This window comes from Sphingomonas telluris, assembly GCF_022568775.1.
Classification (GTDB): domain Bacteria; phylum Pseudomonadota; class Alphaproteobacteria; order Sphingomonadales; family Sphingomonadaceae; genus Sphingomicrobium; species Sphingomicrobium telluris.
In genome coordinates this window covers 896,182-922,130 of the sequence record NZ_JAKZHW010000001.1, presented here as the reverse complement: position 1 = coordinate 922,130, position 25,949 = coordinate 896,182, and the positions used below count along the sequence as shown (strand labels likewise).

General features: G+C 62.4%; 29 protein-coding genes. 15 read left to right on the top strand and 14 right to left on the bottom strand.

Translation table 11 applies throughout. The annotated features are described in order from the left end of the window. Nucleotide 1 precedes the first annotated feature (1 nt). The 5 genes from LZ016_RS04705 to LZ016_RS04685 all read left to right on the top strand — a co-directional run bounded on the left by LZ016_RS04705 (nt 2) and on the right by LZ016_RS04685 (nt 5,013). On the top strand, nt 2-331 hold the full coding sequence (locus LZ016_RS04705) for a YbaB/EbfC family nucleoid-associated protein (RefSeq protein ID WP_241446168.1): 330 nt from the start codon (nt 2-4) through the stop codon (nt 329-331). A 119-nt stretch (nt 332-450) separates the two neighbouring features. Then, nucleotides 451-2,055 (top strand): long-chain fatty acid--CoA ligase, encoded by a 1,605-nt coding sequence (locus LZ016_RS04700; RefSeq protein WP_241446167.1) that lies wholly within the window; start codon nt 451-453, stop codon nt 2,053-2,055. A gap of 75 nt (nt 2,056-2,130) precedes the next feature. Next, on the top strand, nt 2,131-3,810 hold the full coding sequence (gene ettA / locus LZ016_RS04695; RefSeq protein WP_241446166.1) for an energy-dependent translational throttle protein EttA: 1,680 nt from the start codon (nt 2,131-2,133) through the stop codon (nt 3,808-3,810). Between the two features lie 4 nt (nt 3,811-3,814). Then, nucleotides 3,815-4,732 carry a DMT family transporter gene (locus tag LZ016_RS04690; RefSeq protein ID WP_241446165.1) on the top strand — a complete coding sequence of 306 codons (918 nt, stop codon included), beginning with the start codon at nt 3,815-3,817 and terminating at the stop codon, nt 4,730-4,732. Next, entirely contained in the window at nt 4,729-5,013 is a 285-nt protein-coding gene (locus LZ016_RS04685) for a DUF1905 domain-containing protein (RefSeq protein ID WP_277622506.1), read from the top strand. The genes LZ016_RS04690 and LZ016_RS04685 overlap by 4 nt, the downstream gene beginning before the upstream one ends. A gap of 12 nt (nt 5,014-5,025) precedes the next feature. Here the strand turns inward: LZ016_RS04685 and LZ016_RS04680 are convergent, their stop codons facing one another. Next, complete coding sequence (locus tag LZ016_RS04680; RefSeq protein ID WP_241446163.1) at nt 5,026-5,586, bottom strand: PAS domain-containing protein; 561 nt, start codon at nt 5,584-5,586, stop codon at nt 5,026-5,028. A gap of 136 nt (nt 5,587-5,722) precedes the next feature. Then, nucleotides 5,723-6,454: an NYN domain-containing protein gene (locus LZ016_RS04675; RefSeq protein WP_241446162.1), complete on the bottom strand. Its 732-nt coding sequence runs from the start codon at nt 6,452-6,454 to the stop codon at nt 5,723-5,725. A 109-nt stretch (nt 6,455-6,563) separates the two neighbouring features. Here LZ016_RS04675 and LZ016_RS04670 point away from each other — a divergent pair, with 109 nt between their 5' ends. Beyond that, nucleotides 6,564-6,902 (top strand): YMGG-like glycine zipper-containing protein, encoded by a 339-nt coding sequence (locus tag LZ016_RS04670; RefSeq protein WP_241446160.1) that lies wholly within the window; start codon nt 6,564-6,566, stop codon nt 6,900-6,902. Nucleotides 6,903-6,916: 14 nt separating this feature from the next. Here LZ016_RS04670 and LZ016_RS04665 read toward each other — a convergent pair whose 3' ends face one another. After that, nucleotides 6,917-7,552, bottom strand: coding sequence for a carbonic anhydrase (locus LZ016_RS04665; RefSeq protein WP_241446159.1), 636 nt, complete (start codon nt 7,550-7,552; stop codon nt 6,917-6,919). A gap of 64 nt (nt 7,553-7,616) precedes the next feature. On the opposite strand from LZ016_RS04665, the gene lipA reads away from it, so the two are divergent. Together lipA and LZ016_RS04655 are read left to right on the top strand one after the other, a co-directional pair. Beyond that, entirely contained in the window at nt 7,617-8,534 is a 918-nt protein-coding gene (gene lipA, locus LZ016_RS04660; protein ID WP_241446158.1) for a lipoyl synthase, read from the top strand. Then, nucleotides 8,534-8,995, top strand: coding sequence for a type II toxin-antitoxin system RatA family toxin (locus LZ016_RS04655; protein WP_241446157.1), 462 nt, complete (start codon nt 8,534-8,536; stop codon nt 8,993-8,995). The genes lipA and LZ016_RS04655 overlap by 1 nt, the downstream gene beginning before the upstream one ends. Here LZ016_RS04655 and LZ016_RS04650 read toward each other — a convergent pair. Beyond that, nucleotides 8,956-9,459: a CinA family protein gene (locus tag LZ016_RS04650; protein WP_241446156.1), complete on the bottom strand. Its 504-nt coding sequence runs from the start codon at nt 9,457-9,459 to the stop codon at nt 8,956-8,958. The two genes, LZ016_RS04655 and LZ016_RS04650, sit on opposite strands and share 40 nt — an antisense overlap. Next, complete coding sequence (locus tag LZ016_RS04645) at nt 9,452-10,594, bottom strand: bifunctional 2-C-methyl-D-erythritol 4-phosphate cytidylyltransferase/2-C-methyl-D-erythritol 2,4-cyclodiphosphate synthase (protein ID WP_241446155.1); 1,143 nt, start codon at nt 10,592-10,594, stop codon at nt 9,452-9,454. The genes LZ016_RS04650 and LZ016_RS04645 overlap by 8 nt, the downstream gene beginning before the upstream one ends. A gap of 65 nt (nt 10,595-10,659) precedes the next feature. Between LZ016_RS04645 and dusB the strand changes: the two genes are divergently transcribed. The 5 genes from dusB to hflX all read left to right on the top strand — a co-directional run bounded on the left by dusB (nt 10,660) and on the right by hflX (nt 17,195). Next, nucleotides 10,660-11,658, top strand: a complete 999-nt coding sequence (gene dusB, locus LZ016_RS04640) for a tRNA dihydrouridine synthase DusB (RefSeq protein ID WP_241446154.1) — start codon at nt 10,660-10,662, stop codon at nt 11,656-11,658. 62 nt (nt 11,659-11,720) lie between these two features. After that, nucleotides 11,721-14,018, top strand: a complete 2,298-nt coding sequence (locus LZ016_RS04635; RefSeq protein WP_241446153.1) for a sensor histidine kinase NtrY-like — start codon at nt 11,721-11,723, stop codon at nt 14,016-14,018. Beyond that, the gene (gene ntrX, locus LZ016_RS04630; RefSeq protein WP_241446152.1) at nt 14,008-15,390 is read left to right on the top strand and encodes a nitrogen assimilation response regulator NtrX; all 1,383 of its coding nucleotides are present in this window, start codon (nt 14,008-14,010) and stop codon (nt 15,388-15,390) included. Before LZ016_RS04635 ends, ntrX begins: the two co-directional genes overlap by 11 nt. A gap of 12 nt (nt 15,391-15,402) precedes the next feature. Next, the gene (hfq, locus tag LZ016_RS04625; RefSeq protein ID WP_241446151.1) at nt 15,403-15,897 is read left to right on the top strand and encodes an RNA chaperone Hfq; all 495 of its coding nucleotides are present in this window, start codon (nt 15,403-15,405) and stop codon (nt 15,895-15,897) included. After that, nucleotides 15,894-17,195, top strand: coding sequence for a GTPase HflX (gene hflX / locus LZ016_RS04620; protein WP_241446150.1), 1,302 nt, complete (start codon nt 15,894-15,896; stop codon nt 17,193-17,195). Before hfq ends, hflX begins: the two co-directional genes overlap by 4 nt. On the opposite strand, the gene mazG is transcribed toward hflX, so the two are convergent. Next, the gene (mazG, locus tag LZ016_RS04615) at nt 17,174-17,920 is read right to left on the bottom strand and encodes a nucleoside triphosphate pyrophosphohydrolase (protein ID WP_436286358.1); all 747 of its coding nucleotides are present in this window, start codon (nt 17,918-17,920) and stop codon (nt 17,174-17,176) included. The two genes, hflX and mazG, sit on opposite strands and share 22 nt — an antisense overlap. Nucleotides 17,921-18,084: 164 nt before the next feature. Next, nucleotides 18,085-18,411 carry a hypothetical protein gene (locus LZ016_RS04610; RefSeq protein WP_241446149.1) on the bottom strand — a complete coding sequence of 109 codons (327 nt, stop codon included), beginning with the start codon at nt 18,409-18,411 and terminating at the stop codon, nt 18,085-18,087. Between the two features lie 272 nt (nt 18,412-18,683). Between LZ016_RS04610 and LZ016_RS04605 the strand changes: the two genes are divergently transcribed. Both LZ016_RS04605 and LZ016_RS04600 read left to right on the top strand, forming a co-directional pair. Beyond that, nucleotides 18,684-18,917, top strand: coding sequence for a hypothetical protein (locus tag LZ016_RS04605; protein ID WP_241446148.1), 234 nt, complete (start codon nt 18,684-18,686; stop codon nt 18,915-18,917). 416 nt (nt 18,918-19,333) lie between these two features. Beyond that, complete coding sequence (locus LZ016_RS04600; protein ID WP_241446147.1) at nt 19,334-19,504, top strand: hypothetical protein; 171 nt, start codon at nt 19,334-19,336, stop codon at nt 19,502-19,504. Between the two features lie 248 nt (nt 19,505-19,752). Here LZ016_RS04600 and LZ016_RS04595 read toward each other — a convergent pair whose 3' ends face one another. The 7 genes from LZ016_RS04595 to metG form a co-directional block, all read right to left on the bottom strand. After that, nucleotides 19,753-20,388, bottom strand: a complete 636-nt coding sequence (locus LZ016_RS04595) for a hypothetical protein (protein WP_241446146.1) — start codon at nt 20,386-20,388, stop codon at nt 19,753-19,755. Nucleotides 20,389-20,832: 444 nt separating this feature from the next. Further along, nucleotides 20,833-21,534, bottom strand: coding sequence for a replication initiation factor domain-containing protein (locus tag LZ016_RS04590; RefSeq protein ID WP_241446144.1), 702 nt, complete (start codon nt 21,532-21,534; stop codon nt 20,833-20,835). Nucleotides 21,535-21,730: 196 nt separating this feature from the next. After that, nucleotides 21,731-22,318: a retropepsin-like aspartic protease family protein gene (locus LZ016_RS15645; protein WP_241446142.1), complete on the bottom strand. Its 588-nt coding sequence runs from the start codon at nt 22,316-22,318 to the stop codon at nt 21,731-21,733. Beyond that, the gene (locus tag LZ016_RS04580) at nt 22,315-22,896 is read right to left on the bottom strand and encodes a TIGR02281 family clan AA aspartic protease (protein ID WP_241446141.1); all 582 of its coding nucleotides are present in this window, start codon (nt 22,894-22,896) and stop codon (nt 22,315-22,317) included. Before LZ016_RS04580 ends, LZ016_RS15645 begins: the two co-directional genes overlap by 4 nt. After that, nucleotides 22,893-23,660: an MBL fold metallo-hydrolase gene (locus LZ016_RS04575; RefSeq protein WP_241446140.1), complete on the bottom strand. Its 768-nt coding sequence runs from the start codon at nt 23,658-23,660 to the stop codon at nt 22,893-22,895. Before LZ016_RS04575 ends, LZ016_RS04580 begins: the two co-directional genes overlap by 4 nt. After that, entirely contained in the window at nt 23,657-24,436 is a 780-nt protein-coding gene (locus tag LZ016_RS04570) for a TatD family hydrolase (RefSeq protein WP_241446139.1), read from the bottom strand. The genes LZ016_RS04575 and LZ016_RS04570 overlap by 4 nt, the downstream gene beginning before the upstream one ends. Further along, nucleotides 24,433-25,941 (bottom strand): methionine--tRNA ligase, encoded by a 1,509-nt coding sequence (gene metG, locus LZ016_RS04565; RefSeq protein WP_241446138.1) that lies wholly within the window; start codon nt 25,939-25,941, stop codon nt 24,433-24,435. Before metG ends, LZ016_RS04570 begins: the two co-directional genes overlap by 4 nt. Nucleotides 25,942-25,949 lie beyond the last annotated feature (8 nt).

Here is a 25,949-nt window from a genome sequence, read left to right as displayed (position 1 = left end):
GATGCCCGACCTAGACCTCAACAAGCTCATGGAGATGGCGCAGAACGCGCAAAACGAGCTTCAAAAGGCCCAGCAAAGCCTCGAAAGCATCGAGGTCGAAGGGCTGGCGGGCGGCGGTCTCGTGAAAGTGCGCGCCACGGCCAAGGGCACGATCCTCGGTGTATCGATCGACGAGAGCCTGCTTCAGCCGTCAGAGAAGACGATGGTCGAGGATCTGATCGCCGCCGCCATCAACGATGCTCGCGGCAAGGCCGATCAGGCCGCGAATACGGAGATGCAAAAGGTCACCAGCGGCCTGCCTCTGCCGCCGGGAATGAAGCTGCCGTTCTAGCTGTCACAGTTTCGCTAGTCCCCGTCGCTGGGTAGCAAATTTAAACGAGTTGTCTGCGCCACTGAACCCAGCCACACTGTTGAGTGCCTGCTGGGGAGAGAGCGGTGCAGCTAGGAGCAATGCAAGATTGGTCGCTGCGCGTCACGCGGCTGATCGACCACGCCGAACGCGAGCATGCGGGCGGCGAGGTCGTGACCGCCTGGGCTGACGGCCGCAAGACGCGGTCCACCTGGGGCAAGGTTGCCCTCGATGCCCGCAAGATGGCGCAGGCGCTGGAGCGCCTCGGCATCAAGCGCGGGGATCGCGTTGCGACGCTGGGCATGAACCACGAGCATCACCTGATATCGTGGTATGGCACGACCGGGATGGGCGCGATCCTCCACACGATCAATCCGCGCCTGTTCGACGACCAGCTGGAATATATCGCGAACCACGCGGAGGACCGCGTTCTCCTCTATGATCGCGCCTTCACGCCGATCGTCGAGCGGATGAAACCGAAGTGGACGACGATCGAGCATTTCATCTGCTTCGATCCCGATCCGGGCCAGCCCGGCTTTCGCGAATGGATCGATGCCGAAGATGGGAATTACACCTGGGCGGATGGCGACGAACGCGATCCGATCGGCCTTTGCTATACCAGCGGAACGACGGGCAACCCAAAGGGTGTCCTCTACGAACATCGCTCTACCATGCTGCACACGCTGGCTGAGATCGGCCCCGACATCATGGGCCTCGCACAGCAAGCCGTGGTCCTTCCAATCGTGCCGATGTTTCACGCCAATGCCTGGGGTGTGCCCTGGGCCGCTCCCGCGACGGGGGCGAAGTTGGTTCTTTCGGCGGATTACCGCCCGGAGACGATGTGCGCGCTCTTTCGCGAGGAGAAGGTCACCCACTCGGCGGGCGTTCCGACGGTGTGGCTGACGATGATCGACCATATCGAGCGTACCGGTGAAGAGCTCGGCGACCTGAAAAAGGTGACGATCGGCGGCTCGGCCGCTCCGCGAGCCATGATCCGCTGGCTCCGCGACCGTGGTGTTGACGTCACGCACGCCTGGGGAATGACCGAGACGTCGCCTATCGGCACCTGCGGCGCTCGCCCGACGAACTGGAGCGACCTCAACGACGAGGAGCAGGTGGATCACATCGCGATGCAGGGAAGGGCGCCTTTTGGCGTCGAGCTTCGCATTGTGGACGACGAGGGGGTAGTCCAGCCGCGCGACGGCAAGTCGTCCGGCCGGCTTCAGTGCCGCGGACCATGGGTGATCAAGCGCTACTTCAAGGCCGATCAGGACGCGACTGACGACGAGCAATGGTTCGATACCGGCGACGTGGCCTGCATCCACCCCGATGGGACCATGCAGATCACCGACCGCTCCAAGGACGTCATCAAGTCCGGCGGCGAATGGATCAGCTCCATCGAATTGGAGAATGCCGCGGTATGTCACCCGGGGGTTGCGGAGGCGGCCGCCATCGGCATCCCGCATCCCCTGTGGGACGAACGGCCGCTGCTCTGCGTGGTCCGAGCGAACGGCAGTGACGTCACTTCCGAGGAGATCATCGGACATCTGCGCGGCCACGTCGCGTCATGGTGGCTGCCCAACGCCATCGAATTCGTCGACGAGCTTCCCCACACGGCGACGGGCAAGCTGTCCAAGCTTCGCCTGCGCGAGCAGTTCAAGGGCTACAGGTTCGCGAATGCCGAGGAGATGGTCGGCCGCGACTGACCGGGGTGGAAATTAGGCGCCCCATCGCCTAACTCGCGTCCAATTCCCGTACTCCTGAAGGACAGACGCGACCCCATGGCCGCCCAATATGCTTTTGTGATGAAGGACATGACGAAGTCCTTCCCCGGCGCCCAGAAGCCGGTTCTGAATAACATCAACCTGCAGTTCTATCACGGCGCCAAGATCGGCATCGTCGGCCCGAACGGCGCCGGCAAGTCGACGCTGATGAAGATCATGGCGGGCATAGACAAGGACTTCCAGGGTGAAGCCTGGCCGGGTGAAAACGTAACCGTCGGCTATCTGCCCCAGGAGCCGCAGCTCGATCCTAGCAAGACGGTGCTCGAGAACGTCAAGGACGGCGCGCGCGAGGTCGCGGACATGGTCGACCGCTTCAACGCTATTTCGGCCGAGATGGGCGATCCGAAGGAAGACACCGACTTCGACGCGCTGATGGAGGAAATGGGCGAACTCCAGGGCAAGATCGACGCCGTCGACGGCTGGACGCTGGACAACCAGCTGGAAGTCGCGATGGAAGCGCTGCGCTGTCCGCCGTCCGACTGGTCGGTCGAAAGCCTTTCCGGCGGTGAAAAGCGCCGCATCGCGCTGACCCGCCTGCTGATCCAGAAGCCCTCGATCCTGCTTCTAGACGAGCCGACCAACCACCTCGACGCGGAGAGTGTCCAGTGGCTGGAGCAGCACCTCAAGGAATATGCGGGTGCGGTGCTGATGATTACCCACGACCGCTACTTCCTGGACAATGTCGTCGAGTGGATCCTCGAGATCGATCGCGGGAAGTACTTCCCGTACGAGGGCAACTATTCGACGTACCTGGAGAAGAAGGCCAAGCGCCTCGAACAGGAGGATCGCGAGGAATCGGGGCGCCAGAAGGCGATCAAGGACGAGCTCGAGTGGATCCGTCAGGGAGCCAAGGGCCGTCAGACCAAGTCGAAGGCGCGTATCGCCAAGTTCGACCAGCTCGTCGCCTCCCAGGAGAAGCGAGTCCCGGGCAAGGCCGAGATCCTCATCCAGGTACCGGAGCGGCTCGGCGGCAAGGTCATTGAGGTCAAGAACGTCACCAAGGCCTATGGCGACAAGCTGCTGTTCGAGGACCTGTCGTTCACCCTTCCGCCGGGCGGCATTGTCGGCGTCATCGGTCCGAACGGCGCCGGCAAGTCGACACTATTCAAGCTGATCACGGGCCAGGAAAAGCCGGACGCGGGTGAGATCGACATCGGGCCGACCGTGCACTTGGGCTACGTCGACCAGAGTCGCGATCACCTGAACGACAAGAACAACGTCTGGGAAGAGATTTCGGACGGCCTCGACTACATGAGGGTCAACGGCCACGACCAGTCGACGCGCGCCTATGTCGGTGCCTTCAATTTCAAGGGCCAGGACCAGCAGAAAAACGTCGGCAAGCTGTCCGGCGGTGAGCGCAACCGCGTCAACATCGCCAAGATGCTGAAGCGCGGCGGCAACGTCCTGCTGCTCGACGAGCCGACCAACGATCTCGATGTCGAGACCTTGGGCGCGCTCGAGGAAGCGATCGAGAACTTCGCCGGTTGCGCCGTGGTTATCAGCCACGACCGCTTCTTCCTCGACCGCCTTGCGACGCACATCCTGGCGTTCGAGGGCGACAGCCAGGTCGAATGGTTCGAGGGCAACTTCGAAGCCTACGAAGAAGACAAGGTTCGTCACCTCGGCGAGGAAGCCACGCGCCCGCACCGCATGAGCTACCGCAAGCTGACGCGGTAGTCCGATGCATAGGGGAGCCGCTCAACGTGATCAGGATCATGTTGTCAGCGGCATCCTCTGCCGGCTCGGTTCCGGACTGAGCTTTTCGACCATGGGCGCGCTTCTGAAGCTCGCGTCCATGGACGGGATGAATGCGCCCGAGCTCGTCTTCTATCGCTCGATCTTCAGCCTTCCGGTCGTCCTGTTCTGGGTGCTCCAGACCGAGAATCTGGCGGCGTTGAAGCCCAATCGGCCTCTAGCTCACGTGTGGCGCAGCGCGCTCGGCCTCACGTCCATGGGTCTGACGTTCCAAGCGCTCATTCTGCTGCCGCTGGCGGATGCCACGGCAATCAACTTCACGGCGCCGATCTTCGCGACCGTCCTATCCTTCCTCATTCTTCGCGAGGACGTGCGAATCCACCGCTGGGCCGCGGTCGTCGTCGGCTTCATCGGCGTGCTGATCGTCGCTCGTCCCGGTGGATCGAGCCTCCCGGCAGTTGGTGTCATGATCGCGTTGATCGCCGCGCTCGGCCAGGCTGGAGTGACGACGACCCTGCGCCAAATCCAGCGCAGCGAGAACATCTCGGCGATTGTGTTCTGGTTTGCAGTTGCCGGAATCCTCGTGGGAGGACTACTGATGCCCGTGTTCGGCCATGCGCATCCGGTGCAGGCGTTCGCCTTTGTTGCCGCAGGCGGCCTTGCGGGCGGGATCGGTCAGCTGCTCATGACCAACTCGCTGCGCGCCCCGGTCTCCGTCGTTTCGCCCTTCGATTACCTGCAAATCGTCGGAGCGACCATCTACGGCTGGCTTCTTTTCTCTGACGTCCCTAGCGCACACACGATCACCGGCGCGGCACTGATCGCGGCGAGCGGCATCTACACGGCTTGGCGCGAACACCGGCGGCGGCTGAAAGAAGGGCCGGCAGCGGTCTCGGCCGTATGATCACTTTCACGGGGCCATTGAAGCTGTGGCGGGGAGAGGAGGGCAGCTCTCACTTCATGAGCCTCCTCGATGAATCCGGCGAGATCTTCTTGCACGCCATGGAAAATCCGCGCGGCTTCCGCTCCGTGAAGGTTGAGGCGCGCATCGGTGACGTCACCTGGCGCACCTCGGTGTTTCCGGTGAAAGGCGGCGGCTATTTCTTGCCCGTGAAGATCGATGTGTGTCGGAAGACCGCCATCGTGGAGGGCGACGAAGTCACGGTCGAACTGAAGCTATTGTAAGCCAGTGGCTAGTCAGCCGTGATGGAGCAGCGCAGCCGTCTCTTCGTAGCCGTTCGCCATGTCCTTCAAGATCGTCGAGGTGTTGGCATCGTTGGTGGAACGCGCCAGCCGGCGGCAGCGTGACGCCTGTTCCTTGAGGATCTCGGACTGCTCATCGCTGATGTCGATGAGCATGTTGATGGCTCCCGTGAGCGCTCCGGAATCGTCCGCCAGCGGCGTGGGATAGGCTCGGAACGCGACCCTGCTGCCATCCGGGCGCTTTGCAATCGCGATCTCATTGCGCACCGAACTTTTCTCCCGAAGGGCTCTCGCCATCGGGCACTCGCCATCCGGGAAAGGTTCGCCGTCGGCGGTATAGAGCTGCCATGTGACACACCACCGGTCGCTCCCAAGCTGGGGCTCACGCCCGGCGAAATCGATACAAGCTTGGTTCCAATATGTTACGCGGCCCTCCGCATCAGTCGTGTAAACGGGCACGGGGATACGGTCGATCGCCGCAGCATATCCGCTGCCGCTCTTGAGCGCGGACAAGGCGGTATTGAGCAAGTCTTCAGGTTTGCTGGACTCCAGCATGATATTCGGCACGCCCGCTCTGGTCTCTCGTGCCCGGTGAACTGCTGCAAGAAGCAGTAGTTCCTGATTTAAGTGAAGAAATTGTCGGGAGCTGAATTCTGTGCTCGGCTAGCCACAGATGCCTACGGAGGAACCCCTAACGCAGCCGCTTTACGAGCAGGCTTCCATCCGTCGCCGGCTTCACCTCGAAGTTGGGAATCGCCCTGATGAGGTCCGAAAGTCGAGTGAACCCGTAGTTGCGGGCTGCAAAGCTGGAGACCGCAGTGGCGCGCTGCCCCATCTCCGATAGCGACGCATATCCCTCGTCATCGCGCTTCGAGGCCTTGTAGGCCGAGCCCAACAGATCGATCAGCTCATCGTCCACGGTGCGATGCAGCGTGAGTTCGTCGGCATTGCCCGTGGATTGCTCCTCGTCGTCCAACTGCAAGGCTGCAATGTCGAAGAAGCGCGTGCAGGCCTGGCGGAAGCCGAGGGGCGTCTTGGCGGTTCCAAATCCATAGACGGGCAGGCCCTCCTCCCGGATGCGCTGGGCGAGGGGGAGGAAGTCGCTGTCGCTCGACATGATCCCGAAGCCGTCGACATGGCCGCGGTAAAGCAGGTCCATTGCATCGATGGTCATGCGCATGTCGGTTGCGCTCTTGCCCTTGGCGACGTCGAACTGCTGCATCGGCACGATCGAGTGGATGCCGGTCAAGTTTCCCCAACCTTTCAGACTTGCCTTCGCCCAGTTGCCGTATGCGCGCCGGATGTTGATCGTGCCGAGCTCGCCAAGCACCAGCAATACTTCATCGAAATGGTCGGGACTGGCATTGTCGGCGTCGATGAGCAGCGCAATGTTGTCTTCGCGCTCGTCGTGCCTGTCATTCATGTTCGGAATCCATTCATGTTAGCTTGCCGTAATGATCGCCCGGGAACGAAACGCTGTTCGAGCAATTGAACCCGCATTGGGAGGAATAACGGGCTTGGAGGATGTTTCTATGAAGAAGTTTGCAATCACGGCAGCTCTCGCCGCAAGCGTAGCGGTTAGCGGCTGCGCCACGAACCCGTACGGGTACAATGACCCTTATTACGGCAACAATAACGACCAGGCTCGTCGCGCGGCGACGGGTGCGGCGCTCGGCGCTGCAGGCGGCGCGGCGGTTGGCGCCGTCGTCGGCGGTGTCAGCCCCGTCGAGGGTGCCGTTGCCGGTGCAGTCCTTGGCGGCGTCCTGGGCGCGGTCATCAAGGGCAAGCAGTATTATCGCGATACGCGCGGCTACTGCTACTACGTCGACCAGTACGGCCGTCCGGTCTACGACTACAACACGCGCTGCTAGAGCGGCGGCAAACGCTAGACGGGGCGGAACTCCGCTTCCGCCTCGTCGAGCACGTACAGCTTACCTTCTGAAATCGAGAAGTGCGCGCCGTGGAGCTTCAGCTCGCCGGCGCGTTCGCGTTCTGCGATCCACGGAAATGTGCGCAGGTTGGCAAGGCTGACCTTCACCGCTTCCCGCTCCATTTCGAGAAACGCAGCGCGGTCCAGCGCCTCGTGACGCGCTTTGACCTCGTCGCGAGCACCACTGAGCATCCGCACCCAGTCGGCGATGAAATGACCTTCCCCGGGTTCCGTTTCGTCGAACTGGCCGGTCAGCGCGGCCGCGCAGCCGCCGCAGAGCCCATGCCCCATCACCAGGATTTCGCTGACCTTCAGCTGCGTCACCGCGAACTCCAGCGCGGCGGACACGCCGTGAAAGCCGCGGCTGGTTTCGTAAGGCGGTGCCAGCGCCGCGATGTTGCGCACCACGAACATCTCGCCGGGACGAGCGTCGAAGATCTGCGCAGGATCGACGCGGCTATCTGCGCAGGACAGGATCATCACCCGGGGGCTCTGGCCCTCGGCGAGCTCCGACCAACGCTCTCGCTCATGCTCCCAATCCTTTTCGCGGAAGCGGTGATAACCTTCGATGAGCCGGTTAAGGTAGGGCATGAGGTCCGCTAGCCGCAGCGGGGGAGGGGTGGCAAGCGGCGGATCCAGTCGCTATCTGGCGCGCATGAACGCTCCCATCGCCGTTCCGAGGCAGCGCAAGCCGGACTGGATCCGGGTGAAGGCGCCTACCAGCCCCGGCTACCACTCAACGCGTCGCCTGATGCGCGACCTCGGTCTTGCGACGGTGTGTGAGGAAGCGGCCTGTCCGAATATCGGCGAGTGCTGGACGAAGAAGCACGCGACCGTGATGATCCTCGGCGACACGTGCACCCGTGCCTGCGCCTTCTGCAATGTGAAGACCGGCATGCCCCAGTCCGTCGATCCGATGGAGCCGGAGAATGTCGCGGTGGCGGCCGCGGAGCTTGGCCTCGAGCATATCGTCGTGACCTCGGTCGATCGGGACGATCTGCCGGATGGCGGCGCTTCGCAGTTCGTGAAGGTAATCCAGGCGCTCCGCCGGAACACGCCGAATACGACGATCGAGATCCTGACCCCCGACTTCCGCAACAAGAGCGAAACGGCGGTCGCCGCGATCGTCGAGGCAGGTCCCGACGTTTACAATCACAACCTCGAGACTGTGCCGAGGCTATATCCGACGATCCGTCCGGGTGCCCGCTACTATGCCTCGCTCCGCCTGCTCGAAAGTGTCAAGCGCCAGGCGCCTCACATTTTCACCAAGTCCGGCGTGATGGTCGGTCTCGGCGAGCAGCGCCTCGAAGTCCATCAGGTGATGGACGACATGCGCTCCGCCGGCGTCGATTTCCTGACCATGGGCCAGTACCTGCAGCCGACGCCACGCCATGCGAAGGTGGAGGAGTTCGTGACCCCGCAGGCGTTCGACGCCTATGCCTCGATCGCGCGGGCGAAGGGTTTCCTGCTCGTAGCGGCATCGCCGCTGACGCGTTCGAGCTATCACGCCGGCGACGACTTCAAGAAGATGCAGGCCAACCGGAATGCACAGCTGGAGCGGGCGAACGGCTAATGCCGCGTCACACCGAGACGAAGCATCTCCCCTATACGCCTGAACAGCTCTTCGACCTGGTCGCGGACGTTGCCCGCTACGACGAATTCCTGCCCTGGGTCGTGGCCGTCCGTATCCGCTCATCGACGCCTGAAGAGACCGTCGCCGACCTTGTTGTTGGCTTCAACGCGTTCAAGGAGCGCTTCACCAGCCGGGTAGAGAAGGAGCGGCCGAACCGGATATGCGTCGACTATGTCGAGGGCCCGCTGAAGTATCTGCACAACGAGTGGAAGTTCGATCCTGCGCCGGACGGCGGAACGAACCTCTGCTTCTCCGTGGACTTTGCATTCCGCTCGCGCATTTTCGAGACGCTGGCTGGCCAGATGTTCGACCGAGCTCTGCGCCGAATGACCCGCGCCTTCGAGGAGCGGGCGGCGGTCCTTTACGGCATCAACAGTTCAAGCGCGCAAAGCGCCGCCTGAAGGCGGACCCCGCCGCGGCCTTCGGCATCAAAATGTCTTTGGTCGGCAGAGATTTGCGACGGGTCTTTGCCACGCTCTGCGCGAGCGAAGACAACCGTTCCGACGGGTTTGGTCGGAGTACCGCCGCCCGGACCGGCGACACCCGTAATGGCCACGGCGATGTCCGCATCGGACGCCATCAAAGCACCTCTCGCCATCGCCCAAGCCGTGGCTACGCTCACCGCTCCGAAGGTCTCGACGACTTCCTGGCTTACGTGGAGGTCCTCGATTTTCGCTGCGTTGGAATAGGTGACGTAGCCGGCTTCGAACACGTCGGATGCGCCGGCGATCTCCGTGATAGCCGCGCTGACGAGACCGCCCGTGCAGCTTTCAGCGACCGCGATGCGCTTGCCCGCTACGCGATTGGCCTCGACGACCTCGCGTGCCTTGTCCACCAGCGCGGAGGGAAGGAGTGTCTCAGGCACTTGCAGGCATCCTGATGCTGACGACTGCCTGTGCTGCCATGCCCTCGCGGCGACCGGTGAAGCCCAGGCCCTCCGTCGTGGTCGCCTTGATGCTCACCTGGTCCGGCTTCAATTGAAGAATCTCCGCAACGCGCATGCGGATGGCAGAACGATGCGGACCCACCTTAGGCTCCTCCGCAATGATCGTCGCGTCGACATGGTCGACGATGCCGCCTCCGTCGCGCACGAGGCGAGCAGTGTGGGCGAGGAATAGGTGCGAAGCGGCACCCTTCCACTGCGGATCCGAAGGCGGGAAATGCTCACCGATGTCTCCTAAACCTCCCGCGCCCAGCAGGGCATCGGTGATTGCATGCAGGACGACATCGGCGTCGCTGTGGCCCGCCAATCCGCGGCTGTGCGGAACGGCGACCCCTCCAAGCATGATCGGCCCATCGCCAGCGAAGGCATGGACGTCGAAGCCCATGCCCGTGCGCGGCACCAGCCGAGACGAGAGAATGGCTTCGGCTCGGGCCCAGTCCCCCGGCGTCGTCAGCTTCTCGAGCATCGGATCGCCCTCGACCGTCGCCACCTTCAGTCCTGCAGCCAGCATGACCGTGGACTCATCCGTTGCAGCGCTTCGCCCGGCTTCCTCATAGGCATAGATTAGGTCTTCCACATGAAAGGCTTGCGGCGTCTGGACGCGGAGGAGGCGCTTCCGGTCGACGGGAGAGTCGAGGAAAGCTGCGCCTTGTGCGAGCGTGTCGGCGACGGCGAGTACGGGCACCGCGCCATCGGCCTTGTCGAGGGCCGCGATCAACCGATCGACGACCTCGGGCGGGCAGAAGGGCCGGGCAGCGTCGTGGACCAGGACCGCACCTTCGCTGATCGCTTCAAGACCGTTGAGAACGCTGTCGGATCGCTCCGGACCGCCCTCGATCGGGTCGCCGACGTTCATGCCGTGCAGCGCCGCGCTCGCCAGATCCTGCTGCCCAGCTCCAACTACCACACGCACGGCGTCGATCGACGGATGGCCGGCAAGTGCCTCCACCGCCCAGCGGAGCGCCGGCTTGCCGCCGATCGGCAAGTATTGCTTCGGGATGTCGCCGCCCAGGCGTTCGCCCTTGCCGGCGGCTACGATGAGTGCAGTAACGGACATTCCGCGGGGACTTAGGGCGGCTCGCCTTGTCCGCCAAGGGCTGTTCCCCTACATGCGCCGGACCCATGACAGTGCTGAAGCCCATCTCGATCGGTCCGGTGACCATCGCCACGCCGGTGATTCTGGCGCCGATGACGGGCGTCACCGACTTGCCGTTCCGGCGGGTGGTGAAGCGTTTCGGGGCGGGTCTCACGGTCAGCGAGATGATCGCCAGCCAGGCGATGATCCGGGAAACGCGCCAGTCGCTGCAGAAGGCGCTGTGGGACCCGATCGAAGAGCCGGTGTCGCTCCAGCTGGCCGGTTGCGAGCCGCGCGTCATGGCCGAGGCCGCAAAGCTCAATGAGCAACGCGGCGCGGCGATCATCGACATCAACATGGGCTGCCCCGTCCGGAAGGTCGTCAACGGTGACGCTGGATCCGCGCTCATGCGGGACTTGCCGCTTGCCTCGGCACTGATCGATGCGACGGTGAAGGCGGTTTCGGTACCGGTCACGCTCAAGATGCGCATGGGCTGGGACAATTCCACCCTCAATGCCCCCGAGCTTGCGCGCATCGCCGAGGACCTTGGGATCAAGATGATCACCGTCCACGGCCGCACGCGGTGCCAGATGTATAAGGGTAGCGCCGACTGGGCCTTCGTCCGCGAGGTGAAGGACGCGGTCTCGGTACCGGTCATCGTCAACGGTGATATCTGCTCGATCGAGGACGCTCAAACGGCGCTTGAGCAATCGGGCGCCGACGGCGTGATGATCGGTCGCGGCGCCTACGGAAAGCCGTGGCTTCTCGGCCAGACGATGTCAGCGCTTTGCGGGGGAGGGGCCAAACCCGACCCGGACCTCGACGAACAGCTGACGACGATGCTCGAGCAGTATGACGAGATGCTCTCGCTCTACGGCACGCACACAGGCGTCAATCTCGCTCGCAAGCACATCGGCTGGTACACTAAGGGCCTGCCGGGATCGGCTGACCTTCGTAATAAGATCAACCAGCGGGACGACCCGGCGACCGTCGTCTCCATGCTGCGCGAATTCTATTCGCCATGGCTCTCGCGCGCTGCGGCGTGAAAAACAGCGGCAACGCATCAGCTACTGTGTTTTTCGTGCAACTACCGTGCTAGGCCGAGCGCGTGGACGCGCCTGCCGCCGAATCGCGATTGAACAATAGCTCGCTCTCAGACTGGCTCGCTCGTAACCGGGCGAACGGCAGGGTGTCGCGCTATGCGACGTGGGGCGTCGCGGCAGTCCTCATTGCCACAGTGGCGTTCAGTTTCTGGGTGCTGAGGCGAACGGCGGAGCCTGGCTCGTTGCTATCGCCGCCACTTATTGCGGTCCTCCTCGTCGCGAACCTGATCCCGGCGATTGCGCTGATGGTCCTTTATTCGCGCAGGGTCGCTCGGTATCGGGCAGCGCGCGAAGGCCTCGGAAGCGGTCGGCTGCACGCGCGGCTGGTTACCTTGTTCTCGGTGCTGGCGTCCGTTCCGACCGTCTTCGTCGTGATCTTCGCATCGCTGCTCTTCCAGAGCGGGCTAGAGTTCTGGTTCTCCGACCGGGCGCGCAGCATGCTGGAGAACACGGTTCAGGTCGCACGGGCGACCTATCGTTACGAGCTTGGCCGGGTAGGCGCCGAAGCAACGGCGATGTCGGGCAACGTGGCGGAGATGTTGCAGAAGGTTACGCAGGACGACCCTCGCTTCAATGAAGCACTCGCGTATCAGGTCTATCTTCGCTCGCTGAACGAGGCGGCGATCCTTGAGATTCGCCCCAACGGACAGGTTCAAACATTCGGCGTCGTCAACGGCTACGACGGCATGATCAACGACAAGCGGATCAACGCCGCCGTCACGAAGCTGAAGAATGCTCCGCCCGACCAAGTGGTGGATGTGGGAACGCCCGACCGCATCTCGGTCCTGACCCGGCTGAACTACGGTCCCAACAGCTTCCTCTACGTCGCGCGGCACGTAGACCCCGAGATTGCATTGCAGATCAACCGCGCCAACGAGGTGCTCGGGGACTACCAATCGCTGCTCGCCCGATCGCGGATCAATCAATTCAGGTTCAATGCCGCTCTGCTGCTTGGTGCGCTCGTCATCGTTGGCCTCGCGATCCTTGCTGCCTTGAAGATGGCGGATCGCCTCGTTCGTCCGCTCGGTCAGCTGGTGACGGCCGCCGGGCGGATCGAGGAAGGCGACTTCTCGGCTAGGGTGAAGGCCACCAAGACCGAGGATGAGATCCAGACTCTGGCGAGCGCATTCAACCGCATGTCCGGACGCCTGGAAGAGCAGACCGGCGCTCTCCGGTCGGCGAACACCCAGCTCGAGGCGCGGCGCGCGTTTACCGAGGCAGTCCTTTCCAGCGTTACCGCTGGCGTGATCGCGCTCGATGCGAGCAACCGCATCCTGCTCATCAACCGTTCGGCCGAAAGCCTTCTGCAGCACGAGCAAGAGCCGCTCGAGGGCGTCGCGCTGGCTGACGTCACCTCGGAACTCGACGAGTTCATGCTGGGCGAACAACGCGAGGCGGACGTTTCGGTCATCGCTGGTACGGGCCAGCGCACGCTCGCGGTGAAGCGCGTCCGCTACGAGGGTGGCGCGGTCATCACCTTCGACGACATCACAGACCAGCTCAGCGACCAACGGCGCGCGGCATGGTCGGACATCGCGCGGCGCATCGCGCATGAGATCAAGAATCCGCTTACGCCGATCCAGCTTGCCGCCGAGCGGCTCCAGCGTCGCTTCGGCAAGGAAATTTCGTCGGATTCAGAGACGTTCGAACGACTGACGGGCACCATCGTGCGGCAGGTCGGCGACCTTCGCAGGATGGTCGACGAGTTTTCGAACTTCGCGCGCATGCCCAAGCCGATCTTCCGGCTGGAGAACGTCTACGACATTGCCCGCCAGGCGCTCTTCCTTCACGAAGTCGCACATCCTGGGATTACGTTCGCGCTTCAGCCGCAGCAGGGCGAGTTCAAGATGGTCTCCGACCGGCGGCAACTGGGCCAGGCGCTCAGCAACGTGGTGAAGAACGCCGTGGAAGCCATTGAGGCCAGGCGGAGCCGCGGCGAGCACAGCCTCGCCGGCGATCGCGTCGAGCTCAAGCTGCACTACGAAGAGGGGCAGTTGGTCATCGACGTGACCGACACGGGCGTCGGCCTTCCGGAGGACCGGGAGCGGCTGACGGAACCTTATATGACGACGCGGGTCCGCGGCACGGGGCTAGGCCTCGCGATCGTCAAGAAGATCGTCGAGGAGCACCTCGGCGAGATTGCGTTCCTGGATCGGCCAGGGGGCGGCACGCATGTGCGCATCGCCTTCGATGCCGAACGGCTTTCCGGTCTGGAAACGCATGATGCCGCGCCGCTAGCCGAAGCGGATGCGGGTGGGGATCAACAGGGCGACAGCGACGGTGGAGTAGTTGATGGCGCTTGAAGTGCTGGTTGTGGACGATGAGGCGGACATCCGCGAATTGGTGAGCGGAGTCCTGGAAGACGAGGGCTATGCGGTTCGCGCCGCGGCCGACAGCACGTCGGCGCTCGACGCGATCGAGGACCGCCGGCCCTCGCTCGTGCTTCTCGACGTATGGCTGCAGGGCTCGCGGATGGATGGGCTCGAGATGCTGCAGGAGGTGAAGCGCCGCGATCCGAGTCTGCCGGTGCTGATGATCTCGGGCCACGGCAATCTCGACACCGCCGTTGCGGCTATCCGTGAAGGCGCCGTCGACTTCATCGAAAAGCCGTTCGAGGCCGAGCGCCTCGTCCATCTCGTCGCCCGCGCGACCGAAACAGATCGTCTTCGTCGCGAGAATGAGACGCTGCGCCAGCAGGTCGGTCACGACGACCAGCTCGACGGAACGTCCGTCGCCATAAACAATGTCCGTGCCACGCTGAAGCGTGTGGCGCCGACCGGAAGCCGTGTCCTGATCACCGGGCCCGCAGGCGTCGGCAAGGAAATCGCCGCGCGCATGATCCACCAGTGGAGCCCGCGTGCGAGAGCGCCCTTCATCGTCGTTTCCGCGGCCATGATGAGCCCGGATCGCGTCGAGGAAGAGCTCTTCGGCAGCGAGGCGGACGGTGTTGCGCGCCCAGGCCTGCTGGAACAGGCGCATGGCGGCACCTTGTTCCTCGACGAGATCGCGGACATGCCGCTGACGACGCAGGCGAAGATCTTGCGAGTCCTGACCGACCAGAGCTATCACCGCGTCGGCGGGCAGCGCCCGATCAAGGTCGACGTGCGCGTGCTGTCGGCCACGTCGCGCAATCTCGCGGACGAGATCACCGAGGGCCGGTTCCGCGAGGACCTCTATTACCGCCTGAACGTCGTTCCGGTTCGGATCCCGGCGCTACGTGAGCGCCGGGAGGACATTGCGGAGCTTGCGAACCACTTCCTGACGCGCTTCGCCGTCGACCGGCGCATTCCGCCTCCCACATTCTCGGACGAAGCGATTGCCGCGCTACAGGCGCATGACTGGCCCGGGAACGTGCGCCAGCTCAAGAACATCATCGAGCGCACGATCATCCTTGCGCCCGGCGATCGCGTGTCCTCCATCGATGTCGATCTGCTTCCTAGCGAAGTGATCGACAACCAGGGTTCCGTGGGCATGTCGAGCGCGACCCTGACGATCATGGGCAGTCCGCTGAGGGAAGCTCGCGAGTCCTTCGAGCGTGAGTATCTGAAAATCCAGATCCGTCGCTTCTCCGGCAACATCTCGCGAACGGCATCGTTCATCGGCATGGAAAGGTCGGCGCTGCACCGGAAGCTCAAGGCTCTCGGCATCGCCGACAAACGCGACGGAGAAGAGTGAGCCGGGAGAAGCATGCCGGACAAGCCGCTAAGCCTGCAGGACCAATTCCTGAACAGCGTTCGCAAATCGAAGTCGCCGGCGACGGTGTTTCTTGTGAAGGGCGTGAAGCTTCAGGGCGTAATTACCTGGTTTGACGCCTTTTCCATGCTGCTGCGCCGCGATTCATCCTCCCAGCTCATCTACAAGCATGCGATCTCCACCATCATGCCGCAGCGCCCACCGCTCGATGTGGTGAAGGATTTTGCTGCACCTGCGCCAGGCGGTTCCCGCGCAGGCCTGCAGGACGTGTTTCTCGCGGCAGCTGCTCGCGAGCAGGCGGCGATGACGCTCTTCCTGGTAAACGGCGTGATGCTGCAGGGTCATGTGGCAGGCTTCGATCAGTTCTGCGTGATCCTCGAGCGCGATGAGCAGCTTCAACTCGTCTACAAGCATGCGATTTCGACGCTGCAACCGCCGCACGCCCTCGATCTGGGGGAAGGCGGCGGACCCCATGAGGAAGACGCGTGACCTTCTACGATCCGAACAATGACGTCACTCGCGGCGAACGGGCGCTCGTCGTCGTCCCCGAGAGAGTAGGGGAGGGCGCACGCCGCTCGACAGAGGCTCGACTGGACGAGGCCGAGGGATTGGCGAGGGCGATCGGTCTCGATGTCATCGCGAAACGCGCCTTTCGCCTGCGCCAAATCCGGCCTGCGACCTTGCTCGGAAAGGGTCAGGTGGAGGAGATCGCCGAGGCCGCGCGCGAGAATGAAGCGGGGCTTCTCATCGTCGATGCGCAGCTGACGCCGGTCCAGCAGAAGTCGCTGGAAGAAGAGGTCAAGGCGAAGGTCATCGACCGGACCAGCCTGATCCTAGAGATTTTCGGCGAACGCGCAGCCACCGCGGAAGGGCGGCTGCAGGTCGAGCTGGCCCATCTGGACTATCAGGCGGGACGCCTGGTCAGGACCTGGACCCACCTCGAACGGCAGCGCGGCGGTTTCGGCTTCCTCGGAGGTCCTGGTGAAACGCAGATCGAGGCCGACCGTCGGCTCATCCGCGACCGGATGGCCCGCATTCGGCGCGAACTGGAGCAAGTAAAGCGCACCCGCGCACTGCATCGCGGCCGAAGGCAGCGCGCTCCGTGGCCGGTCATTGCGCTAGTCGGATACACGAACGCTGGGAAGTCGACGCTTTTCAATTATCTGACGGGCGATGGCGTACTTGCCGAGGACATGCTGTTCGCCACGCTCGACCCGACGATGCGCAACGTGCGGATTCCGGGCTTCGACAAGGCGATCCTGTCCGACACGGTTGGGTTCGTTTCCGACCTGCCGACGGAGTTGATCGCTGCATTCCGAGCTACCCTGGAGGAGGTCGCGTCGGCCGACGTGCTGATCCACGTGCGCGACATGGCGCATCCGGATCGGGACGCGCAGGCCGAAGACGTTGAAGACGTGCTGAAATCGCTCGGGATTGACGAGGGCGAGGGGCCGCAGCGTCTCGAAGCCTGGAATAAGATCGATCTTCTCAAGGACGATGAGCGGCAGGCGCTGCTGGCGGAGGCCGATAGACGAGAAAATGTCGTGCCGATCTCAGCGATAACGGGCTGGGGCGTGGATCACCTGCGCGAGCGGGTTGCCCAGGTTCTTCAGCGCGGCACCGAAATTCATCGCATCCGCCTGAACCCTGCCGAAGGAAGCCGGCTGGCCTGGCTCCATTCCCGCGGCGAGGTGATCGAGCAGCGTATGGATGGAGACCAGCTAGAGCTTTCCGTGCGCCTGTCGCCCGACAATTGGGCGCGTTTTCAGGCGACCGAGTCCGCCTGAGCGGCCTTGGCCTGCTGCCAAAGCTGTTCTTTTTCCTCGAGAGACAGGTCTGCGAAGCCGGGCGCCTGCTCGATGGTGCGGAAACGCCGCTCGAACTTTCGATTGGCCTCACGCAGAGCGGCTTCGGGTTCAATGTTAAGATGCCGTGCGAGGTTCACGACGGCGAAAAGAAGGTCTCCCATCTCTTCCAGCATCCGTGGGTGATCGCTTTCTCGCTCCAGTTCGGCCAGTTCCTCGTCGATCTTCGCGCGTGGGCCCGTCGCATTTGGCCAGTCGAAGCCAACGCGGGCTGCCCGTCGTTGAAGCTTCGCTGCACGTTCCAGGGCCGGCAGCGCCAACGCCACACCGGCCAATGCGCTCTTGTCCGGGTTGGCCGAGCGTTCCTCGGCCTTGATGATTTCCCACAGATGATGGCCGCCATGCTCCGCATCGCCGAAGATGTGCGGGTGGCGTCGTTCCATCTTGTCGCAGATGCGATCGAGGACATCTTCGAGCGTAAACTTGCCGGCTTCTTCGGCCATGCGCGAGTGAAAGACGACCTGGAGCTGCAGATCGCCAAGCTCATCCGCGAGCGCGTCCATGTCGTCGCGCGCGATCGCGTCGGCCACCTCATAGGCTTCCTCGATCGTGTACGGCGCGATCGTCGAGAAGGTCTGCACGCTGTCCCATTCGCAACCGGTCTTGGGGTCGCGAAGCCGCTTCATGATGGCAACCAGCCGATCCAGGGTCACCTGGGGTCTCCGGAAAGCGATGCGTCTCTCATATCCGGAAGTATGATAATATGTACTACCTCTCTCAATAGCTGGGGCGAGATGAGCCCCCTCGGGGGGGGTAGACCCCCCTATTAGAGTATGGGGGTCGGCTCCGCCTACCTCGGTAGCTGTGTACGTCATTTGCGCGGTGCGCGGCGCTTGGCGCGTCCGTCCTCGCTGCGCTGCGGTTCGGGCGCGCCAGGTGCCGCGTCCAACAAATCCAGCTGATCCATTTCCCGTAGGAGTTCCGCGAGCGGACCGCGCAGTTTCTCGCGTGCATCGCTACGATGCATGTCCAGCTCCTCCGCAGCGGCGCGCATAAGCGGCACTGTTTTACGAAGGAGGGGCGTCACCTGATCAAGCATAGTGCGCAGGAAGGCCGAGGCCGACGGCACGGAGGCGGGATCAAGGCGCGCTAGCTCGAAGAGGAGCGCGTGTTGTTCCTCGGTGACGACGACGTTCACACGGGGTTTACGCGTTGGCATTTGCAGGCGATGCCTCACTTCGAGCCGGTGTTCCTAAGAGCCTAAGGTGTAACACACCGGACGGGTGGTGCAATGGCTATGTTGCTGGCTTGGCAGGGGGTGCAGACGAGAAGGGCAGTCACTCGGTCCGGGCGGTCGCTCCGCGACCCTCGTGCCACCCATCGAAGCAGGAACGGGCTAGTGGCAGCTTTCGACCCATTTCTGCCATTAGGCATTCCGATGTAGCATGGCTGATTGCGAGGGAGGCCAGGTTGGCGATCAAGATCGTGCGTGTCGGCAAGGATGAAGCTCCCGACACAGCTGACCGACTTGCGGTCCATCGAAGCGCATGTGGCCTTTACGCGTGGTCTGGCGCGATTGAGATTGATGGCCGCGCGGTCTTTGGCGGAAGTGACCCTGAGTTTGAGAACGCCGATCAGGCAGAGATGGAGGCGCTAAGTTGGGCCGCCCAGCATGGCGTGACCGAGGTAATGATCGAGGTCTGAAGTTGCGTCAGCTTTCGACCGATTGCGGACATTGGAATGGCAGCTACGCTTAAAGGATGAGACGAGTGCTAGCCAAGTCTGCTCTTGTAACTGCGCAGGCATCGTCATTCGTAATTTTGCTCGGCTACCTTGTTACGCGTAGCCAACTTGTAGTGGTTCCGGCGTTCATAGCCGTAGGGTACCTGCTGACGCTCAAGTGCACGCATTGCGGCACATCATTCAGGGACCAGCGGGTAAACCAGCGCCTGAAGCTACTGCGGTTCTGGGACGTCTCTGTCATCGACAAGTGCCCGGTTTGCCAGAACGAGATGGTTGCTCCGTAGTGGCAGCTTTCCACCCATTGCGGACATTGGGCGTCGCGGCCATTCTCACAGATCATGTCACGGCGACGCCTCCAAATTGCGCGATGGCTACTCATGCTGATGTTCGCGGCAGGGTTCATCGCGAACTTGGTCTTTGAACCGAAAGGCGGCTGGGCGCTTTCGCTCTTCGCCTTCATGACGCTCACCTTGTTACCGGCCTCAATGCTTTCGCTGCACCTGCACCCGCCCAAGTTCTTCAGGTTTCTGGAGCGGCCTAAAAGGTAGAGAGCAATGCCGCTTTCGACACATTGCCAGAAGTCTAGGGCGCTTCCTCGTCGTCGCCGCTCAATAAGCGGATAGTCAGCACAACGACATAGCCGCCAATGCCTAGAAACAGAATCCAAGGCAGCAGCAAGAGCAGGATTGCCAGCGAGCTCTCAGTGCCCATCAGCCCGTCGCCGGCCTCATCATGAAACCACGATGCGAAGAACCTGCTGGAAATGCTAGTGGCAGCTTTCCACCCATTCCTGCCACTAGGGGCTAACGACTCCCGCATCGATCAGGGCCGTTAGGCCGGAGTTGAGCGAAAGGAATGTGATGAAAGTCAGCGCAATGATAAACGCGAACGAGGCGAGCATAAGCACCCGGTTCCGCTTCTTGGCGGGTGCCTGTGTGTCGGGCCAGCGAGCCAGCGCCCAAATGGGCTTCATCGCGTGCCAGGCGAGACATAAGAACATTAGGAACGCCAGAGCTTGGATAGCCCAAAACTGTATCTTTTGAGCGGCGTACTGGAACACGCATGCGAGGAGGAGCAGCTCTCCGAACCTTACGAGCCAATCACTGCCTTGGTCGACAGCAACTCGTAGTAGCTCCCGCTTGTCTTTGCCGAGGCTTGCCAACGTCAAGGTGACCACGATGATTTCTGGCGCCGAAGCGTAGATAATGAGCTGAAGATAGCTGACCTGCACCGATGGGCGCACGCCATGTTGGTGTATGCTCGCGGCTAACGTGTCTCCGAGGAAGGTGGCGGCCAAAGCGATGGCGCTGCCAACTATCGTCAATATCATCAGGTACAGAGCAGCGGTGGAGATAATCATTCCCACCACAATGACGCCCAATATGCCCCACTCGAGAGCTTTGTTGGCGCTGGAATTCGACGAGCTGTCCATGCCGTTACTCTACCAGCATCAAAGCGTCAGAATAGACACTCTGCGAACGTCAACACTGGTTAGCAGGGGCGAGTGTCGTCCAACTCTTTCCGTACCCGTTCCATAACTCGGTCAAGTTCGCCGAGCGTTTCGCTAGTAATTGGGCAGGACGCACTCTGCCTTCGCGCGGTGGCTATTCGGCAGATCGTCTCTTGCCAAAGATTATCCCAACCGAACCAGCTGTAGGGACTGATGCGGCTAAGCGCAGATCGCAGCTCGGCAATCCTTTGTCGTAGGAGAGCCCGAACATCGATCTTCGCAGGATAAAGCTTTCGATACGCCTCATAGCTCGCGACATTATCGGGGTGTGGCTGCGTCGGAATCCGAGGCCGACGGGTATTATAGTAACGTCTATTCTGACATTTTTTGGCTGGTGAGGCTGACGGGCCGTTAGGCCCAAGAGGTTCAGGCGGCCTGAGCCGCTTCGCCACCTGCCAAGTTAGCGAGTCTGATCAGGGCAGTGCCGAACTGCGCCGGATCGTGACCGCAATCGTCGAAAAGAGATTGAAGATGGCGCTGATACTGCGTGCAGGCGGCGCGCAAAGCGCGGTCGCGGTCGCTCTCGCGGCGTTGGCTGATGTTGATGCGCTGCACGTTCATGGAAAACGCCTCTGCCGCGAAATGCTGAAGCCACTGCGCGGTTCCCCATATTGCATCCGGTGTGATGCAGCGCGCAATGCTTTTCGAGCGAGGGTTTTGCGGCTTGTACTCTACCTCGACGCGGACCCATTCCCGAAGTTCGTCGGTCAGAGGAATTCCGAGATCGTGCGCGTATTTGAGACCCTTTTCGTAGATGCGGATGAAGGTCTGAGAATGCCGCGATCCGACGTAGATCGTGCGGCCGGCGTCCGGTGTAAGCCAATCGCCTGTCGGCTCCCAACGAACGCCGTGCTTCTTGGCGATCCGTTTGGATAGTCGATGCAGGCGCTGGAACAGGCCAGGTGCACGCATATCCCGCGCGATGTCGATGCGTGATGGGCGGTGGTCGTGAGCTTGCCGGAGGTAGCTGGCGATAAGCGCCGAGGTTTCGCCTTTGCACTCGACAAAGGGATGCGGGTTGGATCCCGGTGAGCGGACTTGCACAAGCCGGTGGCCGGTCGGATCCATCAACAACAGGTTTCGGCCATAGTGAGGGACCTTTGGCCCCAACATGCACCGCGGAGAGGCACCGGATGCCGTTAGGAGGCCGAACAGCTCCGCATAAAGCAAATCCGCATTGGTGAAGGTGGTAGCGCAATACGCGTCGACTCCGACGATCGGCGCGCAAGTATGATAATATGTATTATGTAAAGTTTTGTCATAGTCATGGCACCAGGATCAGCCATCTCCCCTCGACGCCCCAACGCTGAAGCGACGACAGGAAGTTCATTCCAAGAACATTGAGATCGTCGCCGTCCGCAACGTGCATCGGAATATTATTTCGCTCGATTGAGCCCACCTGCAGCGTGTGCGCCGTTCCAGTTGCGACGCGGATAAAGCCGTTGCCGGTGCGCACGATCTGATTGCGCGTCGGGCTGACCGGCATTCCGACCCTCGCCGCCGTGTCGCGTCCGACGGTCGTCATCGTCGCGCCGCTGTCGATGAGAAACTTGACCTCCTTGCCGTTCAAGCGGCCGTCGACCCAAAAATGCCCGTCGATGGCCATCGGGATGCGGATCTCGCGGCCCTGTACCACGGGCTGGCCCGTAGCTTCGGCACGAAGGCGCTGCGCGACGTATCCGAGATCGTCGCGAAACGTGAACAGCACGAACCCGCCGGCGAAAATGGCGATCCAGGCGAGCGCCATGGTCAAAGCGCGCGCGAACGGCTCCCGCCGGGCCATGAGTGAGCCGAGCACGAGCATCATCGCCATCAGAAGATAGACGCCGCCCAGCATCAGGCTGTTCGTCACGGCTGCAGCACCAGATAATTGCCCTCGACACGCCAGCTGCTCAGCGACCTCAGGAAGTTCATGCCAAGCAGGTTCAGGTCATCCTGCTCGTTTACGTCGATTGGGAAGTCGCTGCGCTCTATCGAGGCCACTTCGAACCGGTCTGCGGAGCTCTGCTTCACGCGGGCCGAACCATTGGCGGTGCTCACGACCGCTGGGAAGCCGTCCATGTCCATACCGGCAGCTTGGGCAGTCCTGCGTGACACCGTCGTGATCGTTGCTCCGCTATCGACCATAAAACGCACGGACTGACCGTTGAGCTTGGCGTCGACCCAGAAATGTCCGTCCTCGCTGATCGGGATACGGATGATCTTGCCCTCGGCGATCGGATTGCCGGTCGCTTCGGCTCGCAGCCGCTGACCGAAGCTGGTGAACTCGCTCCGGAAAGCGAACAGAGCAAAGACGACGGCGAAAATTGCCAACCAGGCCAGCAGCAACTTCATCGTTTTGCCCAACGGCTCCCGCCTTCCGATGAAGGAACTCACGAGGAAGACGACCGCGACCAGATAGAAGAGGATGTACGGCCCGTTGTCGTTCATGAAAGCACGATCTCCAGGCCGTCATGCGCAGGCGCGGCCCAGTCCGGAAGCTCCGCCAAGAGAGAGCGATAGTCCATGCTGTTGTTGAGGTGTGACAGGTAGAGCTGCCCGACGTTCATCTCTCGCGCCCAGCCAAGCACGGCATCGAGATGCGCGTGCGTCGGATGAGGACGCCGGCTCAGGCAGTCGCTGATCCACACGTCCGCGCCTTCGTACAGGCTCCTCATTTCGTCCGTGAGGTCGCTGAAATCGATGGCGTAAACAGCCGATCGCCCCTCTTCTTCGATGCGCATGCCCACGGACGTGATGCCGCCGTGGGGCTGGTCGACGAAGCGAAGCTGCGCCTTGCCGAGGTCGAGCATGGCCGCCAGCTCGACCGCTTCGGCGACGGTGCGATAAATGGCCCGGCTGCTGAAGATGTAGCTGAAGCGCTTCTGCAGGCTTTCTAGAACCTGGGCACGCGCATGAAGCGGAACGGGCTCTCCCCGACGCTGCTCGATGGCGCGTAGCTCGTCGATACCGTGGCAATGGTCGGCATGGTCGTGGGTGACGATCACGCCGTCCAACTTGCCGATCTCTGCGGCCAGCAACTGTTCTCGAAGATCTGGTCCACAGTCGACGAGCAGCCTTTCGCCGTCGCTCTCGATCAGGATCGATGAGCGCGTGCGACGATTGCGCGGCTCGTTCGGATCGCATTCGCCCCAATCATTCCCGATGCGCGGGACACCGAATGACGTCCCGCACCCGAGAATTCGAATCTTCACGCAGCGGCCCGGGAAAACAGCCGGAAGAAGTTGGCGGTCGTAGCTTCAGCGAGGGCGAGAGGCTCTTCCTCGCGAAGACCGGCTACAAAGTTCGCCGTATCGGCCACAAATGCCGGCTCGCAGGTCTGGCCGCGGTGCGGGACCGGTGCCAGGAATGGCGAATCCGTTTCGACCAGCATGCGGTCGGCAGGCACCCACTTGGCGGTGTCCTGAAGGTCCCTGGCGTTCTTGAACGTCACGATGCCCGAGAGAGAGATGTAGAAGCCGAAATCGAGCGCCTTCCGAGCAAGACCCGCCGTACCCGTAAAGCAGTGGAGCACGCCGGTGACGCCCCCTTCCCGCACGGCGCGGCCGAGAATCTCCGCCGTATCGTCCTCTGCGTCTCGAGTGTGAACGATCAGCGGCAGTCCAGTCTGGCGGGCGGCATCGATATGTGCCTCTAACCGCTCTCGCTGAGCGGCGCGGTCGCTCTTGTCGTAGTGATAGTCGAGCCCGCACTCGCCAATTCCGATCACACGCGAATGTGATGCGGCCTCGATGAGCGCGGCCGAGCCGAGATCCGGGTGCGCATCCGCTTCGTGCGGGTGAACGCCTACGGTCGCCCAGACGTCCTGGTTACGCTCTGCCGCGCCAAGAACGTCATCCCACTCGCTCCTTCGGGTGGAGATATTGAGGAAACCGGCGACTCCCCTCGCCCGCGCATTGGCGAGGACCTCGTCCTGGCGCTCGGCCAAGCCCGCGTAGTTGAGGTGGCAGTGGCTATCGATCAGCTTCACGCCGCTGCCTCCGCATCCTCCGAGAGTTCCAGGCGCGGGAACAGCGGCTGCGGCTGGGCGATCGGCTGCCCGCCGTCTCCGCTCGCGATCACCGCAAGAAGCTTCTCGGCTGAGTCAGGGATGACGGGGACCACGGCCTCGGCCAATCGCCGCACGGCTGCCACTAGCGTGCCCAGCACCGCCGCCATCCGCTCGGGATCCGTCTTCCGCAGCGTCCAGGGTGCCTGTGCGTCAATGTAGGCGTTGCAGGCGAACACGGCGCCCATCCAGGCCTCCAGGCCTGCAGAGAACGCATATTCGCCGAAGCGCTGGTCGAGTTCGGAACAGGCAGCGGCGACGCGCTCCAGCAATTCCTTGTCCTCCGCGGCCTCACCCGGTGGCGGAAGAACGCCGTCGAGATTCTTGAAGATCATCGACAGGCTACGCTGGGCGAGGTTGCCGAAGCTGTTGGCAAGCTCAGCGTTCACGCGATTGACGATCGCTTCTGCACTATAGCTGCCGTCCTGCCCGAACGTGACCTCACGCATGAGGAAGTAACGAAGCTGGTCCACGCCGAAGGTCTCCGCGAGCGAGAGTGGGTCGACGACATTGCCGACGCTCTTCGACATTTTCTCACCGCGGCTCAGCAGGAAGCCATGCCCGTAGACCATCTTCGGAAGCTCGATACCCGCGGACATCAGGAACGCCGGCCAGTAGACCGCGTGGAAGCGGACCACATCCTTGCCGATCAGATGGATATCGGCGGGCCAATAGCGTTCCCAGAGCTCCGTTTTGTCAGGATACCCGAGACCCGTGATGTAGTTGGTCAGCGCGTCGAGCCAGACGTACATCACATGATTGTCGCTGGCCGGCGCCGGCACGCCCCAGTCGAAGCTGGTGCGCGAGATGCTAAGGTCCTTGAGACCGCCCTCCACGAAGCGAACGACCTCGTTGCGGCGGCTCTCTGGCTGAATGAAGTCCGGGTTGGACACGTACAGGTCGAGCAGCGGCTGCTGATAATTCGACAGGCGGAAGAACCAGCTTTCCTCGACTGTCCACTGAACCGGCGTGCCTTGAGGCGAGAGTTTCGTCCCGTCTTCGGGCTCGGTCAGCTCCTCGGGCTCGTAATAGGCTTCGTCTCGAACCGAGTACCAACCCTCGTAGCGGCCGAGATAGAGGTCTCCCCTCTCCTCCATCGCCGTCCAGATCGCCTGGCTCGCCCGGTAGTGATCGGGCTGCGAGGTCCGGATGAACCGGTCGTAAGAGACGTTAAGAATGTCGCACATCTCTTGGAAAAGCCGCGACATTTTGTCTGCGAAGGCGCGGGGCTCGACACCTTCGGCGCGGGCGGTCTGCGCCATCTTCAGCCCATGCTCGTCCGTGCCGGTCTGGAAACGGACGTCTCGCCCTTGCGAGCGCCGGAAGCGTGCGATCACATCCGCGGCAATCGCCTCATAGGCGTGACCGATGTGGGGCTTCCCGTTCGGGTAGCTGATTGCGGTGGTGATGTAGAACGGCTCGCCCATGCCCCCGC

Coding starts and splice junctions, on each gene's coding strand:
- LZ016_RS04705 (WP_241446168.1), top strand. CDS start 2: ATGCCCGACCTAGACCTCAACAAGCTCATGGAGATGGCGCAGAACGCG.
- LZ016_RS04700 (WP_241446167.1), top strand. CDS start 451: ATGCAAGATTGGTCGCTGCGCGTCACGCGGCTGATCGACCACGCCGAA.
- ettA (WP_241446166.1), top strand. CDS start 2,131: ATGGCCGCCCAATATGCTTTTGTGATGAAGGACATGACGAAGTCCTTC.
- LZ016_RS04690 (WP_241446165.1), top strand. CDS start 3,815: ATGCATAGGGGAGCCGCTCAACGTGATCAGGATCATGTTGTCAGCGGC.
- LZ016_RS04685 (WP_277622506.1), top strand. CDS start 4,729: ATGATCACTTTCACGGGGCCATTGAAGCTGTGGCGGGGAGAGGAGGGC.
- LZ016_RS04680 (WP_241446163.1), bottom strand. CDS start 5,586: ATGCTGGAGTCCAGCAAACCTGAAGACTTGCTCAATACCGCCTTGTCC.
- LZ016_RS04675 (WP_241446162.1), bottom strand. CDS start 6,454: ATGAATGACAGGCACGACGAGCGCGAAGACAACATTGCGCTGCTCATC.
- LZ016_RS04670 (WP_241446160.1), top strand. CDS start 6,564: ATGAAGAAGTTTGCAATCACGGCAGCTCTCGCCGCAAGCGTAGCGGTT.
- LZ016_RS04665 (WP_241446159.1), bottom strand. CDS start 7,552: ATGCCCTACCTTAACCGGCTCATCGAAGGTTATCACCGCTTCCGCGAA.
- lipA (WP_241446158.1), top strand. CDS start 7,617: ATGAACGCTCCCATCGCCGTTCCGAGGCAGCGCAAGCCGGACTGGATC.
- LZ016_RS04655 (WP_241446157.1), top strand. CDS start 8,534: ATGCCGCGTCACACCGAGACGAAGCATCTCCCCTATACGCCTGAACAG.
- LZ016_RS04645 (WP_241446155.1), bottom strand. CDS start 10,594: ATGTCCGTTACTGCACTCATCGTAGCCGCCGGCAAGGGCGAACGCCTG.
- dusB (WP_241446154.1), top strand. CDS start 10,660: ATGACAGTGCTGAAGCCCATCTCGATCGGTCCGGTGACCATCGCCACG.
- ntrX (WP_241446152.1), top strand. CDS start 14,008: ATGGCGCTTGAAGTGCTGGTTGTGGACGATGAGGCGGACATCCGCGAA.
- hfq (WP_241446151.1), top strand. CDS start 15,403: ATGCCGGACAAGCCGCTAAGCCTGCAGGACCAATTCCTGAACAGCGTT.
- LZ016_RS04600 (WP_241446147.1), top strand. CDS start 19,334: ATGCTGATGTTCGCGGCAGGGTTCATCGCGAACTTGGTCTTTGAACCG.
- LZ016_RS04595 (WP_241446146.1), bottom strand. CDS start 20,388: ATGGACAGCTCGTCGAATTCCAGCGCCAACAAAGCTCTCGAGTGGGGC.
- LZ016_RS04590 (WP_241446144.1), bottom strand. CDS start 21,534: ATGGATCCGACCGGCCACCGGCTTGTGCAAGTCCGCTCACCGGGATCC.
- LZ016_RS04580 (WP_241446141.1), bottom strand. CDS start 22,896: ATGAACGACAACGGGCCGTACATCCTCTTCTATCTGGTCGCGGTCGTC.
- metG (WP_241446138.1), bottom strand. CDS start 25,941: ATGGGCGAGCCGTTCTACATCACCACCGCAATCAGCTACCCGAACGGG.